The sequence below is a fragment of the Sphingobacterium sp. SG20118 genome (assembly GCF_044740685.1).
Taxonomy (GTDB): domain Bacteria; phylum Bacteroidota; class Bacteroidia; order Sphingobacteriales; family Sphingobacteriaceae; genus Sphingobacterium.
The window spans coordinates 1-14,972 of sequence record NZ_CP172826.1 but is presented as its reverse complement, the minus strand read 5'-3'; the positions used below and the strand labels follow the sequence as shown (position 1 = coordinate 14,972).

Here is a 14,972-nt window from a genome sequence, read left to right as displayed (position 1 = left end):
AGTTGGATCAATCAGATTTAAGGGTTTCTATCACGCCACGGTCTGTTATCCCAGCAATCCCCAAGCTAAAAAAGATGAGCGCAATCAGCAATGATATCAAGCTTAGACCTATGCTAAAGGCGACAATTAAACCAATTACTTTAGCGAAAAGCTTGATGATTTCTCCAAACGCATTACCTGCCGATGAAACACCTTTATTAAAAGTATTACCGACACCCGAAAAATTCTCTCTTAGGCCACTCAATTCCTCTTCAAAACTTCTTTTAAAATTCTGAATGTTAGGCGACTCTCCACGCATTTCCATACGGTCTGCTCTGGTCACCGCAATCGGCATTACAATCCATAAAATGATGTAAATCAAAAATCCTGAGCCAAAGATTACAAAAAATAAGACAAATAAAAGCCTGATCCATCGTGCCTCAACACCAAAGTAATGCCCTAAACCACTACACACACCACTGATCACTTTATCTTCAGGGTCACGCATCAGCTTTTTACCTGTTCTAAAGCTATTTTCTGTATAATTAGTCCTTTGACCAGTATATTGTTGATCCTCTTCGTTGATTTCAAAATCACTGACACTGCCCATCTGGGCGATTACAGCATTGACATCATCCATATTCAACACTTCTTTAATTCCGAGCTGAATCTTCTCCGTAAACATTTCTGCAATGCGATTTTCAATATCCTCCAAAATCTCTTTGCTATCTTCCGAACTTCCGAAATGCTTTTTAATATCAATCATATAATTGCGCAACACATCATATGCGTCCTCTTCTATATGAAAAACGATACTATTTATATTGATAATTATAGTCTTGTTCATGGTTATATAGGTTATATTGATTTATCGATTTTATTAATTCTATCTGCTAAGGATATCTCCACTGCAAACAGCAGTTCCTTCCACGTCACATCCAAGCGCTCCAGAACCTGAAGCCCTTCTTCCGTAATCTCATAGTACTTACGTGGAGGACCAGATGTTGATTCCTTCCATATATAACTCAGCAAACCGTTATTTTTAAGTCTTGTTAGTAAAGGGTATAATGTACCTTCTACGACCAAGAGCTGCGCTTTCTTCAGTTCGCTGATGATATCTGATGCATAGATCTCCCCTCGGGAAATAATAGAAAGAATACAATATTCAAGTATTCCCTTCCGCATCTGTATTTGTGTATTTTCAGCTATCATAACAATACAAAGATATATGTTTTATTATGTACTATGCAATACACAGTACTATGTTAGTGGAAACATATTTCTCAACATGCTGATAATCAGCGTAATAATTTTAATTATCATTTAACGTCAATATTTCACTATTTCTCAAATTTATCCCTATTTTAGCACGAAAATTGATTATAAGGAGAGCATGATAAGATTATTATTAGATTACAAATGGGTAATGCTCTGGGCAGTAATAGTGATTCTACTTTGTTGTATGCCGGGACAAAATTTTGAAAAAGTACCATCCTATCCAGGAATGGATAAGCTTGTACACGCAGGGATGTTCTTCGTGTTTTGTACATTAATTTATAATGGCGTATTAATTCAATTCAAAGGTCGTCCATCTCGATGGGTACCCGTCATAGTTGTGAGCATTCTAGGGATCCTATTCGCTTTATTAACAGAAGCTTTACAACTTTATATTTTCACCTACAGAACCGGTGATTGGTGGGATTTATTCGCAGATAGTGTGGGTATTGGAATGTCAGGTTTTGCCTATTTGCTTTTTTACGTAAGACGAAAATAAAACAAGATTTATGGGGATGGACAGTCCCCGCCTTGTAACTAAAGAATACACATTTTACAACACTACTCTGAAACCTTAGGATATCAATACAGCTAAGCTCTAGCCAAAGTTAAAACAGATATCGTACAACCTGCGGCAATAAGTTGCTCTGCAGCAGCAGTAAGGGTAGCTCCCGTTGTCAACACATCATCCACCAATAGCACACGTTTACCTTTCAAACTATGCCCATCTGCGCATAAAAACACATTCTGGACATTGTCATAGCGTTCTAATCTTGATTTCTTGGTCTGACTTACCGACTCGCCCACCCGTATTAGCCCATGTTCTAAAACCGGTTTCGATAACGCCATTCCAATACCTTTTGCCAAATAAAATGATTGGTTATAGCCTCTTTTCTTAAGCTTTTTTTTATGTAAAGGAATAGGGATGATCACATCCACATTTGTAAAAACCAGGCTTTTAACTAAAGTTTCTCCATACTGTCTTCCAAGGAAATAAGCCAGTTGAGGCCGATTAGCATATTTTATCTGATACAAAATCCGCTCAACACGCGTTTCCTTTTTCAGCAATAACATGGCCGTTGCGTTTTCAAATGGAAATTTCCCCCACAGCTGACGAGCGACTTGATTATTTGGATCCTGATGAAAGTTCGTAATCGGTAAGTGAAATAAACAGGAAGTACAGAGTTGTTTTTCTTGACGGACTAAGACATGACCGCAACCCGCACAAATTTTAGGAAAAAAAAGTGCTAAAAAGTCCGATAAATACTGGCTAAATTGGTTGTTCATCATGATTATGCCTATACGAACTTAGCTAAATTTGTTTTATTTACAATTAAAATTGTAAATAAAACAAACTGATTCATTAGCAGCTATATTTCATAGGCATTCATGATTGCTTTGCATTATCCTCTTCCATCACGGAATATTCAGTAACAGAAATAGCAGGATAATCACTTATTATTAAGCTTCTTGAGCTTCTTTATCTTTAATCGCTAACTGACCACATGCCGCATCGATGTCTTTTCCACGACTTCTACGCACATTGGTAATGATACCCTGATTTTTTAGATAATTAGCAAAAACCTCAATCTTATCTGCATCAGCATTTACAAAACTAGCTAATGAGATGGGGTTATATTCAATTATATTAACCTTACAAGGAACATGTTTACAGAATCTGGCCAACTCTTTTGCATCTTCTAACTCATCATTAAAATTATCAAAAACGATGTATTCAAATGTAATTGGGCTTTTAGTCTTCGCGTAAAAATATTTCAATGCATCCGCAAGTGCTTCCAATGAATTTTGCTCATTGATAGGCATGATCTCATTACGCTTTTTATCATTTGCAGCATGTAATGAAAGGGCCAAATTAAACCTGACCTCATCGTCACCTAGCTTCTTGATCATCTTAGCAATACCTGCAGTAGATACTGTAATGCGTTTTGCAGCCATATTCAAACCATCAGGAGAAGTAATTCTTTCTACCGATTTCATCATATTGGCATAATTCAATAGCGGCTCACCCATACCCATATACACGATATTGGTTAATGGTTGATTATATTTTTCTTCTGCTTGTTTTGCAATCAAAACAACCTGGTCATATATCTCATCCGCATTCAAATTCCGTTTACGGTCCATATAGCCTGTCGCACAAAATTTGCAGGTCAAACTACAGCCTACCTGTGAACTTACACATGCTGTCATACGCTCAGGAGCAGGAATCAAAACACCTTCAATGATGTTACCATCGTACAAAGCGAAACTGCTCTTGATCGTTCTATCCGAACTGATCTGCGATTCCTTAACCTTGACTGCACGAATAACAAAATTTTCTTTCAGCTTTTCACGCAAAGGTTTACTGAGGTTACTCATCAAATCAAAATCTATACAAGACTTTACCCAAATCCACTCATAAATTTGCTTTGCACGGAAACCTTGCTCACCCATTTCAGTAAGCTTCTCTTTAATCTGATCTATCGACAGACTACGAATATCAATTATTTTACTTTTCTCAGTCACACGACAAAGGTAAGGTTATTTATATAAAAATCTTATTTTTATAATGTCATAAAAAGCAGAACTATCTGAATCCTAAATTATTACTTCTAGTTATGCTATACCAATTCAGCAAGAAGAAGAGCATAGTACCTCTTTCAGATCCTACTAAATGCATGACAAGTCTACTTAACTAAATGAAAAACAAGATCATGGTCATTTCAGAAAAACCATGTTTACTTAAAAAAACAAGAATAATCTAGCAATAGCCTTCAAAACTTTTCCTAGTTTTGAATCATCATAAGAGATACCGCAACAGCAGTAAAAAAGACATAAAGCACCATCATATGCTACAGATAGAAATACAGCATCTAGAACAAAGGCATTACCCCGATATTGCACGCATCTACCAACAGGCGATCGATGCCGGAAATATCACATTAGCGACAAAGACAAGTACTTGGGAAGATTGGGATAAAGATCATCTGCCCGCGATGCGGTTTGTCGCTATTGAAAACAACGCTCTAATAGGTTGGGTTGCATTATCTCCCGTTTTGCAGCGAACAGGATATCAGGGTGTCACGGAGCTCAGCATTTATATCGATCAACATCATCAAGGCAAAGGACTTGGGAAAATCCTCATGCAACATATCATTGATAGATCTGAGAAAGCTGGTATATGGACGATTATGTCCTTTATTTTTCCTGAGAACGAAAAAAGTATAGCGCTCCATCTAAAATTTGGGTTTCGACTACTGGGCACACAACATCAAGTTGCACAATTAAAGGGCGTCTGGATGGACAACTGTATTTTAGAGCGAAGATCAACCTTGATATAACGTAAGATCCCCATTTTCAATACTGAAAATGGGGATCTTACTATTCCAATAGCACGAATCTATCCGTGTATTGCTTCTTTAGTGCCATAAGACTGTATCAGTTCTCCTTCAAAATCCAACCATTCTTTCCAACGCTTGTCCACATCCACATCTGTCGAAAATTGACGTGCAAAATTAAGAAACGTTGTGTAATGATTTGCTTCGGAAACCATTAAGTCATAATAGAACTTCGCTAACTTTTCATCTTTAATATTTAGAGATAATACCCTAAAACGTTCACAACTTCTCGCCTCAATCATTGCGGCAAACAGTAAACGGTCTATAAAAGCCATATTACGAGAACCATCTTTCTTATTGAATTTCATCAACTGCCCCACGTAATCATCTTTACGCTCCTTACCTAGGGTATAGCCTCTTTCTTTAATAATATCGATGACCATTTGGAAATGTTGCATTTCCTCAATTGCAATCGCTGTCAATTCGTGTACCAACTCTTCATGTTCAGAGTTGTACATAATTAAAGAAATCGCATTTGAAGCTGCCTTTTGCTCACACCAAGCGTGATCAGTCAGTATCTCCTCTAAATTTCCTTCTGCAATATTTGCCCACCTTGGATCCGTTAACAATTTCAATCCTAACATTTTGTCCTATCTATTTTTAAAACACAAAGTTAAGCATATCCAAGCGATATAAAAATATTCGCAATTAGTTTTGCGATAGCCTTATTCTCCTTTTTTAAGAGCAGCTCTTACTTGCGGAGCGATTTTCGAACCAAAAACCTCAATTGCTTTCATCATATCAAGGTGACTAGGTGCTCCCACATCCATGTGCGCAGAGAAACGTGTCAACCCTAAAGCCTCCTGGATTTTCAAAATCTTATCCACAGCATAATCGGCATCCCCAATAATCAAATGACCATGAGATGAACGTCCAAAATCATATTGGGTCCGTTGATAAGGAGGCCAGCCGCGATCACCACCGATGCGATTCATCTGTGCTGCATAAATAGGGTAATAAGCATCTGCTACCTGCTGCGAATTATCACCAAACAAAGCATGCACATGTACACCAACTTGATAATTGGACATATCATGACCATTATCGGCATACGCCTGTTGATACATTTCGACTAAAGGTTTGAAAGCTTCGAAAGTTCCTCCAATTATGGCAAACATAACGGGCAAACCCAATTTCCCAGCACGGATAACAGATGAGGTGGTGCCACCCACAGCCACCCATATCGGCAATTTGGGTTGAACAGGACGTGGAAATATTTGCTGATTGACTAATGTAGGTCGAAATTTACCCGTCCAGCTAATCGTCTCTTGATTATTCAACTTCACCAATAAATCTAACTTTTCTTCAAACAATGCACCATAATCATTCAGATTATAGCCAAATAAAGGAAATGACTCAATAAAAGATCCTCTTCCCGCCATAATCTCAGCGCGACCATTAGATAAAACATCAACTGTAGAAAAATCCTGATAGAGTTTAACAGGATCTGCAGAACTCAATACAGAGACAGCACTTCCTAATTTTATGTTCTTAGTGACAGAAGCTGCCGCCGCTAATATAATTTCTGGAGCTGAAACAGCATAGTCTGGACGATGATGTTCACCCATTCCAAAAAAGTCAAGGCCTACTTCATCCATCAACTTTACTTGTTCAATAATTTGATGCAATTTCTCTTGCGAAGATTGTATTTGTCCTGTTTTGGGATCAATATGCAAATCGCCAAACATACCTATTCCTAATTCCATATTCTTTTATTTAAATGATATACTACAAACTTATCAATTTTGAACCGCTAAAAAATTGACCTACAACAATAAAAATGTGAAAAGTGTTATGTAGTTCCCAAACTATTTACTTTCATCTGGACCTGACTCATTATCTGGCTTCATTACCTTAGACAAAGCTTGCGGCAATTGTAATAAGTCAAAATCATTGCCAAAAATTAAATACTTATTTTCCCAAATAGTCGCATACTTCTCTTTGAAATCTCTCAGGCTCTGATAATGTCTGAAAGAACCAACTTTATCTGCCGCAAACTTCATAATTTGTTCGGCAGGGCTCTCCGGAGATTCAATACCACTCATGGGTACCATACCCAAATTGATATATTTCCTACCCTTATTTCGTGCATATTCCGCCAATTTCACAACCAAAGCATCCATACACCCCCCTGGAGCATTTTCTATTTTCCGAATCAGATCATAGGTGCACTCACCCTCTGTAAAATCAGGAATAATATTTAGAAATGATACGACTTTTTGATGTTCATCCTGTACCACGATTACATCTTGTTCAGAAATTGCTACAGGATCAAATTGTCCTTGCGAAAAAACCATTTCCTTTTTATCAAATACACGCAACCATTCATCAGACACCTCTTTCAATTCCGTTATGAACACAGCAGCATGAGGAGCCTGTACAATCCGAGTGGTATACCCCTTTTTTTCTAAACTATTCAAAGCATTTCGAAGTGATTTTCGATTTTTTCCCTCTAAGGAAAATAAAGAAACATCCATCAATGCCTCCTGTCCAATAATAATTTTACGTTTTCGAAGCGCATTAAAATAGGATAGGCTATCTTCGTCTACACGATAATACACCGACTTAAGCCCCAGAGAAGAGCAATAATCCTCAAATTCGACAATTACTTCTTCTTTATCCTCAATAGCACATACAGGCCCATCTAAAACAATTGCAAAAGCTTGACCGATGCGATAAGCTACAAAGCCGTCTGTTACCCTAGAAAAATACAACTGCTTATCTTCGGCAATTTTAAAATAATCCATCGGTGAACCACCATATAGTTTTAGCAAGCGTTTTGCCCTATCCAACACATTTTGTTCCTTATCCTCTTCATGAATGATCCGCGGACATAAAAACGTGTAAAGTAATAGTATCCATGAAAAAAGGCCCAAAAAATGGGTGATATTCAAAAACTCTTGACCAAACGCTGTATGCGGCCTTAGCTCATCATTAAACAATAAAAAGCTTTGCATGGTGTAGTATAGGGATTGCTCCCATGTAAAATCAACACCAAAGTGCTTTTTATCAATGACATAAAAACAAACAAAACCAAACAAGCAAACTCCAGCCAAGGCAATAAAAAAAGTAGCGAAACCGATTCGCATCCAATTTTTATTGATTTTTATACGATATTGCTTTTGGTTGGTGATCAATAAAATGATGATGAATAAGGATACCAAGGCTTCTTCATAATCCAGTGCTTTTCCAATATGACCCAACAAGGATAAAAAAGAAAAGGTAAGCGCAATCCAGAAAGCAGACCGATATCCTTTAATCAGGTATGCTGCACTCACCATTAGTCCAAGCCCTAAGACCAGAAACCATCAACTTCGAAGCATGCATAGCTTCAATCGGCAGATAATATTTCTCAAGCTGCATACGCTCCATCAAAGGAGGGGTAGCCACAGAGATGAGGTTGATGATCCCTAAAAAGAAAATAGCAATTGCAGGTAAAATACGTGCGATAATCTGTCGCCCTCTCCAAATGAAGGAGATGATTCCAAATAGCAAAGGCAGCCAAAATTCAAATGAACGATAGATGATGGTAATACCTAGGCCTTCCTCTTGCGTATAGCCATAAGAAGTCAATATGTACAACATCGTAAACTCTACGGCCCCTAGTCCCCTCAAAAAGGGTGATACCATCATCAAAACCACGGTAATGGTATAGGCAACTGCAGCAGCCTCAAACGATACATGCGTCTGGAGCGCATGCATACTAATAAAAGCATGCGCGATACCACAGAGCTCTATACCGGTTGAAATGAGGATCGTGGTCCATAAATAGCCTTTATGAATATGAGCAGAAAATATGTCGTGTATATTGGCTATTAAACTAGGAAATTTGAGTTCCAGCCAACGGTACAGCCCATTTTTTACCCTAATCGACCAAAAGAAAACAAAAGATAAACCGAGCAATAAGCCCAAAACAAGCAGTGATATCCAAGCATTATCAAAATTTTTATGATCAAAGACCGTATACAGAATGATGGGCACCCCAATAATAAAAACGGTCAAAAGCCCCACATAACCATATATCGCTCCCGCCTGATGGATCTTGGTTGAATTGAGCTGTTTCTTTCTTAACTGCGATGTTGTATACGCCAATGAGCTCACTCCCCCTGCAGGAAGAAAGACACTCAGTAGGTTTCTTTTCAAAAACAATTCAATCGCATCCCATAAATTCAACTTCAATCCAATCGTTCGAAAACTAAAGATGTACATCACCCCCTGCAATAGGATATACAGGAGGGTTACGGCAAGTCCGACGAGTAGCCAATTGAAGTCCGCCGTGGCCAACTGCGGGCCTATTGAAGCTATCTCCTTACGTTCGTTCCTAAAAAAAACAAATGCCAACAACACGATAAAAACAGCTAACAGTTCTTTCCAATATGTTTTAGGGGAGAATTTTTGTATACCGCTTAACAATGATTTCTTCATAGGGATGATGGCCGTTATCTACTATAAATATAAAAAGTATTTACCCACATTAAATAAAGAAATTGTAATCCTTGTTTTAAATCAAAATAAATTACTGCTTTATACCCTAATATCTTTTGACATCTAGCGACATCCCCCCTCTTGGACGTTAAGCAATTATCCTTTGTTATCAATGCCTATTCCCACAGAAACAATTTGGAATTACGCTGCTAACCCAGTATGGAATTATGATTCATCATTAATTTTAAAGTAATGACCTGCTTATTCATTCATGTATTCTTTGTCTTTTATTATTTTTCAAAACGTAAATATTACAATCTAGTAGCCAGTCGATTGAAAATATAATGAAGATATTATTGGGGTTTTTGTGTAAATTTCCATCGATGGAAAAACAAGAAATACTTTTTATCGGTTTAGTATGGCCGGAGCCGAGTTCTTCAGCTGCGGGATTTCGCATGGTCCAATTGCTGAAAAGTTTTCAAAAAAATAACAACACCATCACATTCGCAAGTGCTGCATCCAAATCGCCATACAGTGCCGATTTAAAAGCAATGGGTATAAAAGAAGTGGAAATCAAACTTAACGATGATCAATTCAATGAGTTCGTCCGCGACCTTCATCCTCAAATCGTTGTTTTCGATCGCTTCATGACCGAAGAACAATACAGTTGGCGGGTGGCTCAAGAATGTCCAGATGCTGTACGTATACTCGATACCGAGGATTTACACTTCCTAAGACATGCCCGACAGTCCAATGCTAAAACTGGGGAACAGTTTGATCAGACACTGCTTTACTCCGATATCGCAAAAAGGGAAATAGCCGCAATCTTACGATCGGATATCTCCATCATTATCTCCGAACTTGAGATGCAATTGTTGACCAATCAATTTGCCATCAGCCCCGCTATCCTCTATTATCTACCATTTTTAGAAGAAGAAATTGACCATGCCTGCATCGATTCATGGAAAACCTACGAGGAGCGCGCAGATTTTATGTTTATTGGCAATTTTATTCACGAACCCAATTGGAATACGGTACAATATTTAAAAAAAGAGATCTGGCCCCTGCTTAGGAAACAACTTCCTCAAGCCAAATTAAACATCTATGGAGCTTACCCAAGTCAAAAGGTACTGCAGCTCAATAATCCGAAAGAACGTTTCTTTATACATGGAAGGACGGAAAATGCCCAGACCACAATGGCTGACCATCGCATCCTTTTGGCACCTATCCAATTCGGAGCAGGTGTAAAAGGCAAGTTTATAGACGCCATGCAAACCGGCACACCATCCGTTACAACCAGCATTGGCGCCGAAGCCATGTGTGGCGACTTACCTTGGAACGGTTTTATTGCTAATGAACCGCAGCTATTTATTGAAAAAGCAATCGAACTCTATAACAATAAAACACGCTGGCAAGAAGCGCAAAGCAACGGCATAGCGATCCTAAATCAGCGTTACGCACGTACCAAGTTTGAAGACGATTTTTTAATGAGTATCCGTTTCATAAAAGCACAACTTCAAGCACATCGACAACAGAATTTCATGGGGCAACTCTTGTTACACCACACCCTACAAAGTACTAAATACCTATCCTTGTGGATTGCGGAAAAGAATAAGTAACAGCCTTATTGAAGACCTTCCCACCATTTCTCATACGGTTTATCCAATTGCTTTAAATAAACGATTTCACCCATTTTTGGAGTCAAAACTGGGATATTGGCTTCCGCAGCATACCGGCTTACAAGAGATAAAGGCTCCTTCCAATCGTGTAGTGCTAAAGCAAACTTACCCGAATGCACCGGCAGAAAATGTTTAGCCTGCAGATCAACAACCTCCTTTAGGAGTTCATCAGGCATGGAGTGGATATAACGCCAAGTTTCGTTATACTGACCATTCTCCAAAATAGCCAAATCAAATGGACCGTATTTATCGCCTATCGTTTTAAAATGTTTACCATATCCACTATCACCACCTAAAAACAGATTATAGGTTGCTGTTTTTAACACAAAAGATGTCCAAAGGGTGGTATTACGCTTAAATTTTCTTCCCGAGAAGTGACGTGCAGGTGTTGCAATTACAGTAAAATCATCTTCCGTTCTTGCCTCATCAAACCAGTCCAATTCCGTGATCTGATTTGCTGCAAACCCCCATCTTTCAAAATGGGCACCGACACCAAGGCCACAAACAACATGTTTGATCTGTGCACGCAATTGTAATATCGTTTTATAATCCAAATGATCGTAATGATCATGGCTGATCAACAACATATCAATAGCAGGAAAATCACTAGCCTGATAAGTATAGGACAAAGGAAATGGTTTATTGCTGCCAGGTACAGGCGAGGCATTATCAGAAAAGACAGGATCGACTACGATTATCTTTCCGTCTATCTGCAACAAATAAGAAGAATGACCGAACCAAATCATCAGATCATCAGAAGGTAGGTTCTTAAGATCTTGTTGTACGACAGGAAGCGGTCTCTTAGGACTTCTGATAGCACGATCTTTAAACATAAAAGCATACATCGCCCCCACGAAGCTCTCCCCCTCTTTTAGTGATGGCGTGTGCTCCAGATTTTGAAACTGCGTATTCCTAAAATTAGGTGATTTCTTGATGCGCTCCAAACGCTCCCCAGCGATATTCCCTCCAAAAAGAGGCCTCGTTAAATAAACATTACCCATGACAATAAGAATAGTTACACTAGCAAGAATTACGATTAGATATTTCCCGATTTTCATTGCCGTCAAACTAAGCTAAATTTTTATTATATACAAAAAATATAGTACCAATGATTGTTACTCTGGGATCTAAATCGCTCTTTCATTAATAAAATAACCTATCTCGACCTTATAGGACGTTTCAAATAAAAAATAAATACCATGAATACTACGGGTCAAGACATGTATCAATCTGATTATTTTCAACGTGACTTAGAGCAGTTCATATTTTGAATAAACAATCCGTTCACTACGATGTATTCTTATTGTACTTCAGTAATATTATTCAAAACATTACAAGCAAAATGAAGTTTATATAGAGAAGCTAATCCAACAAAATAACCGCTTAATTACGCGTTTTTTACAGAAAAAAGATCTCCTATGTTAAAATTACATAACCTAAAAATCATCTTGTTGTTCTTAGTAATAACAAGTTGCAAAAACGCTAAAAATGATGCCGATACCCTCTATTATGGTGGTCCTATTTTAACGATGGAAGATGATAACCCGCAGGTAGAAGCGATTGCGATAAAAGATGGAAAAATTCTATTTGCAGGTTCCAAACAAAATGCAAAGCGTTTTATCGGAGATAATACAAATCAGATCGATTTAGAGAATAAGACCCTCATGCCGGGTTTTATTGACGCACATGGGCATATTACTTCCAGAGCAGGTATGTCGCAAGCAGTGGATCTTTCGCCAAGCCCATACGGTACAGTCAATAATATTCCTGAGCTACAGACAACGTTAAAAGAATACATCAACAAGTATCAATTAGATCCTACTACACCTGTCATGGGAAATGGCTATGATGATGCCATTATGGAAGAACATCGACATCCTACCCGTGAAGAGCTGGATGCCGTAAGCACTACCCATCCCATTATCGTCATACATGCCTCTGGACATGCTAGTGTGGTCAATAGTGCCATGCTCAAATTATTGCAAATCCCTGAAGACGTAAAAGATCCAGAAGGTGGACATTATAGGCGAGATCCTAAAACCAAACGATTGAACGGAAAGCTAGAGGAAAATGCCAGTTTTATGGCACTCATGAAACTAACAGCACTGCTACCAAAACCACCTGAAACTGCTGGTCTATCGCAGTCACTCAAAGATTTTTTAGCTGCTCAAGACGAATGGTTCAGTTATGGACAAACAACGATTTGCGACGGTAGAAACCATGGGTGTGGGACTTACGTTGCTTCGTGAGGCTGCTGCAAAAAAATTGATAAAAGCTGATATCGTTTATTTCCCTGATTTTGAAGCTAACAAAAAAGAATGGGAATCTTTTTTACCTCATTACATGAAATATGAAAATAACCTCAAATTTGGAGGTTTCAAATTCTCTGATGATGGCTCTCCTCAAGGTAAAACAGCTTGGTTAACACAGCCCTACTTGATCCCTCCTGAAGGACAAAGTAAAGACTATAAAGGATTTCCCATCTTTACGGATGAGGTACTCTACGATGATTTAAAAACAATCTTCTCGAAAAATATAACCGCTCAACTGCACGTAAATGGTGATGCAGCTATTGATCAAGCATTACGTGTAATCGGAAAATTGAGGCAAGAAGGAATTTATAAACCAGAGCTTCGTGCTACGCTTATTCACGTACAAAATAGTAGACCTGATCATATTTCAAAAATTAAAGATATAGGGGTCATCCCTTCTTATTTTTCAGCACATGTATACCTATGGGGAGACTGGCATTATAGCAGTGTTTTTGGTCCCGAAAGGGCCGCATTTATTAGTCCCGCAAACGCAGCTAAAGATGCTGGGATTACGTTCACCCTTCACCACGATGCTCCTGTTACACCTCCCGATTTGATGACTGGTGTGTACGCTGCGGTGAATAGAATAACGCGTTCTGGGATGGTTTTAGGTCCCGAACAGCGTATAAAAGTAATCGATGCATTAAAAGCAATCACGATCAACGCTGCTTATCAGTACCATGAAGAAGATATAAAAGGCTCTTTAAAAGAAGGTAAACTCGCGGACTTGGTTATTTTGAATAAAGATCCATTGACCATCGACCCGAAAGAGCTTAGATCCATTCAGGTCTTAGAAACAATCAAAGAAGGAAAAACAGTATTTAAAAGATAAACATACCTTATGAAAAAGCTCCTCAATTTACTGCTGTTACTGATGATCAGTATCAGTAGTTTTGCGCAAGGTCATTACAATGGTTCATCCTTTAACCCTAATGATTATTTTGCCCCTCATGCTGGCTTTATTATACCGGTATGGTATGGTTATGCCAATATGAACTATTATAATAAACAGGGCAATAAATCGGATCAACTGATCAATCCGACACCTAATAATCCGACCACGCTCAATATCGAACAAAATGTCAAAACGCATTCATTTATTTTAATGGCCATATATGGCGGTAAAGGAAAAATTCTAAATGCAGATTGGGGAATGATGATCATACCGACATTGAATAGTCCTACCGCCAGTATCGCATTGGATTACTATTCGCAACAGACAGGTTCAGGTCGCTATAACTTCACCAATAAAAGTATCGGCTTTGGCGACATGTACATCCAACCCATCTGGTTATCCTGGAAAGATGGTAACTTTAAATATGCCTTAAATTATGGAGTATGGGCACCAACAGGGAAATATGAACATAATAGTTTAGATAATGGTGGCCATGGCTATTGGTCACACAATATACGTGGGGCTTTGCAATACAAACCGCAACCCAAAATCAACTTAAGTATAGCACCAACTTTAGAGATCAACCAATGGCAAAAAGATACGGACTTCAAAGAGGGCAGCCATCTTACGGTCGACATGGGAGGTTCGTATCTCTTAAACTCGCGTGGTGATGAAGTGGGTGTATTTGGACATTACACCAAACAGGTCTCGGACGACAAGGGAACGGAGGGTAGTTTTCTTTCTGACCAAACTGCTGGTGTTGGTGGGTTTGTTTCCTATTGGATTGTCCCTAAAAAAATTGGGGCTATGGCTCGTATTACCCAAAATTTTGCGACCGAAAGCCGTTTTGGTGGAATGGCAGTTCAAGCAGGCGTCAATATTTTAATACCGACAAAAGGATCGAGCCATTGATATGCTTACTTCTTTTGAATAGATTTCTTGACTAGAAAGAAATAATTGAGAATTTATCTTTAATAACACAGTTGAAGTTGAAATTGGTACCAGTTAT

15 protein-coding genes are annotated in these 14,972 nt (G+C 38.4%); 6 read left to right on the top strand and 9 right to left on the bottom strand.

Annotated features, from left to right (window positions below; translation table 11 throughout):
• Nucleotides 1–7: 7 nt before the first annotated feature.
• A complete protein-coding gene (locus ACFX5U_RS00075; RefSeq protein WP_400262210.1) occupies nt 8–826 on the bottom strand; it encodes a PspC domain-containing protein in 819 nt (272 codons plus the stop codon).
• 11 nt (nt 827–837) lie between these two features.
• Complete coding sequence (locus ACFX5U_RS00070) at nt 838–1,191, bottom strand: PadR family transcriptional regulator (RefSeq protein WP_038695249.1); 354 nt, start codon at nt 1,189–1,191, stop codon at nt 838–840.
• 181 nt (nt 1,192–1,372) lie between these two features.
• Here ACFX5U_RS00070 and ACFX5U_RS00065 point away from each other — a divergent pair, with 181 nt between their 5' ends.
• Complete coding sequence (locus tag ACFX5U_RS00065) at nt 1,373–1,753, top strand: VanZ family protein (protein ID WP_144243243.1); 381 nt, start codon at nt 1,373–1,375, stop codon at nt 1,751–1,753.
• 92 nt (nt 1,754–1,845) lie between these two features.
• Here ACFX5U_RS00065 and ACFX5U_RS00060 read toward each other — a convergent pair whose 3' ends face one another.
• Together ACFX5U_RS00060 and rlmN are read right to left on the bottom strand one after the other, a co-directional pair.
• Nucleotides 1,846–2,544 (bottom strand): ComF family protein, encoded by a 699-nt coding sequence (locus ACFX5U_RS00060; RefSeq protein WP_400262209.1) that lies wholly within the window; start codon nt 2,542–2,544, stop codon nt 1,846–1,848.
• Between the two features lie 171 nt (nt 2,545–2,715).
• Nucleotides 2,716–3,780, bottom strand: a complete 1,065-nt coding sequence (rlmN, locus tag ACFX5U_RS00055; protein WP_280571326.1) for a 23S rRNA (adenine(2503)-C(2))-methyltransferase RlmN — start codon at nt 3,778–3,780, stop codon at nt 2,716–2,718.
• Nucleotides 3,781–4,103: 323 nt separating this feature from the next.
• On the opposite strand from rlmN, the gene ACFX5U_RS00050 reads away from it, so the two are divergent.
• Nucleotides 4,104–4,595 carry a GNAT family N-acetyltransferase gene (locus tag ACFX5U_RS00050; RefSeq protein ID WP_400262208.1) on the top strand — a complete coding sequence of 164 codons (492 nt, stop codon included), beginning with the start codon at nt 4,104–4,106 and terminating at the stop codon, nt 4,593–4,595.
• Nucleotides 4,596–4,654: 59 nt separating this feature from the next.
• Here ACFX5U_RS00050 and ACFX5U_RS00045 read toward each other — a convergent pair whose 3' ends face one another.
• The 4 genes from ACFX5U_RS00045 to ACFX5U_RS00030 all read right to left on the bottom strand — a co-directional run bounded on the left by ACFX5U_RS00045 (nt 4,655) and on the right by ACFX5U_RS00030 (nt 9,077).
• Nucleotides 4,655–5,236: a tRNA-(ms[2]io[6]A)-hydroxylase gene (locus ACFX5U_RS00045; RefSeq protein ID WP_038695245.1), complete on the bottom strand. Its 582-nt coding sequence runs from the start codon at nt 5,234–5,236 to the stop codon at nt 4,655–4,657.
• An 81-nt stretch (nt 5,237–5,317) separates the two neighbouring features.
• Nucleotides 5,318–6,358, bottom strand: a complete 1,041-nt coding sequence (locus ACFX5U_RS00040) for an LLM class flavin-dependent oxidoreductase (protein ID WP_038695243.1) — start codon at nt 6,356–6,358, stop codon at nt 5,318–5,320.
• 102 nt (nt 6,359–6,460) lie between these two features.
• On the bottom strand, nt 6,461–7,933 hold the full coding sequence (locus ACFX5U_RS00035) for a phosphatidylglycerol lysyltransferase domain-containing protein (RefSeq protein ID WP_400262207.1): 1,473 nt from the start codon (nt 7,931–7,933) through the stop codon (nt 6,461–6,463).
• Nucleotides 7,908–9,077, bottom strand: coding sequence for a YbhN family protein (locus ACFX5U_RS00030; protein WP_400262206.1), 1,170 nt, complete (start codon nt 9,075–9,077; stop codon nt 7,908–7,910). Before ACFX5U_RS00030 ends, ACFX5U_RS00035 begins: the two co-directional genes overlap by 26 nt.
• A gap of 383 nt (nt 9,078–9,460) precedes the next feature.
• Here ACFX5U_RS00030 and ACFX5U_RS00025 point away from each other — a divergent pair, with 383 nt between their 5' ends.
• Complete coding sequence (locus ACFX5U_RS00025; protein ID WP_081918283.1) at nt 9,461–10,696, top strand: glycosyltransferase; 1,236 nt, start codon at nt 9,461–9,463, stop codon at nt 10,694–10,696.
• A 5-nt stretch (nt 10,697–10,701) separates the two neighbouring features.
• Here ACFX5U_RS00025 and ACFX5U_RS00020 read toward each other — a convergent pair whose 3' ends face one another.
• Nucleotides 10,702–11,814: an MBL fold metallo-hydrolase gene (locus tag ACFX5U_RS00020; protein WP_038695237.1), complete on the bottom strand. Its 1,113-nt coding sequence runs from the start codon at nt 11,812–11,814 to the stop codon at nt 10,702–10,704.
• 360 nt (nt 11,815–12,174) lie between these two features.
• Here ACFX5U_RS00020 and ACFX5U_RS00015 point away from each other — a divergent pair, with 360 nt between their 5' ends.
• From ACFX5U_RS00015 to ACFX5U_RS00005, 3 genes are read left to right on the top strand one after another with little or no spacing between them, the layout of a single operon-like run.
• Nucleotides 12,175–13,005, top strand: coding sequence for an amidohydrolase (locus ACFX5U_RS00015; RefSeq protein WP_400262205.1), 831 nt, complete (start codon nt 12,175–12,177; stop codon nt 13,003–13,005).
• Nucleotides 12,944–13,900: an amidohydrolase gene (locus ACFX5U_RS00010; protein ID WP_400262204.1), complete on the top strand. Its 957-nt coding sequence runs from the start codon at nt 12,944–12,946 to the stop codon at nt 13,898–13,900. The genes ACFX5U_RS00015 and ACFX5U_RS00010 overlap by 62 nt, the downstream gene beginning before the upstream one ends.
• A gap of 9 nt (nt 13,901–13,909) precedes the next feature.
• On the top strand, nt 13,910–14,875 hold the full coding sequence (locus ACFX5U_RS00005) for a transporter (protein WP_038695224.1): 966 nt from the start codon (nt 13,910–13,912) through the stop codon (nt 14,873–14,875).
• Nucleotides 14,876–14,972 lie beyond the last annotated feature (97 nt).

Excerpts from the sequence above, each read along its gene's own strand:
- ACFX5U_RS00075 (WP_400262210.1), bottom strand. The coding sequence starts at position 826 with ATGAACAAGACTATAATTATCAATATAAATAGTATCGTTTTTCATATA.
- ACFX5U_RS00070 (WP_038695249.1), bottom strand. The coding sequence starts at position 1,191 with ATGATAGCTGAAAATACACAAATACAGATGCGGAAGGGAATACTTGAA.
- ACFX5U_RS00065 (WP_144243243.1), top strand. The coding sequence starts at position 1,373 with ATGATAAGATTATTATTAGATTACAAATGGGTAATGCTCTGGGCAGTA.
- ACFX5U_RS00060 (WP_400262209.1), bottom strand. The coding sequence starts at position 2,544 with ATGATGAACAACCAATTTAGCCAGTATTTATCGGACTTTTTAGCACTT.
- ACFX5U_RS00050 (WP_400262208.1), top strand. The coding sequence starts at position 4,104 with ATGCTACAGATAGAAATACAGCATCTAGAACAAAGGCATTACCCCGAT.
- ACFX5U_RS00045 (WP_038695245.1), bottom strand. The coding sequence starts at position 5,236 with ATGTTAGGATTGAAATTGTTAACGGATCCAAGGTGGGCAAATATTGCA.
- ACFX5U_RS00040 (WP_038695243.1), bottom strand. The coding sequence starts at position 6,358 with ATGGAATTAGGAATAGGTATGTTTGGCGATTTGCATATTGATCCCAAA.
- ACFX5U_RS00035 (WP_400262207.1), bottom strand. The coding sequence starts at position 7,933 with ATGGTGAGTGCAGCATACCTGATTAAAGGATATCGGTCTGCTTTCTGG.
- ACFX5U_RS00030 (WP_400262206.1), bottom strand. The coding sequence starts at position 9,077 with ATGAAGAAATCATTGTTAAGCGGTATACAAAAATTCTCCCCTAAAACA.
- ACFX5U_RS00025 (WP_081918283.1), top strand. The coding sequence starts at position 9,461 with ATGGAAAAACAAGAAATACTTTTTATCGGTTTAGTATGGCCGGAGCCG.
- ACFX5U_RS00020 (WP_038695237.1), bottom strand. The coding sequence starts at position 11,814 with ATGAAAATCGGGAAATATCTAATCGTAATTCTTGCTAGTGTAACTATT.
- ACFX5U_RS00015 (WP_400262205.1), top strand. The coding sequence starts at position 12,175 with ATGTTAAAATTACATAACCTAAAAATCATCTTGTTGTTCTTAGTAATA.
- ACFX5U_RS00010 (WP_400262204.1), top strand. The coding sequence starts at position 12,944 with ATGGACAAACAACGATTTGCGACGGTAGAAACCATGGGTGTGGGACTT.
- ACFX5U_RS00005 (WP_038695224.1), top strand. The coding sequence starts at position 13,910 with ATGAAAAAGCTCCTCAATTTACTGCTGTTACTGATGATCAGTATCAGT.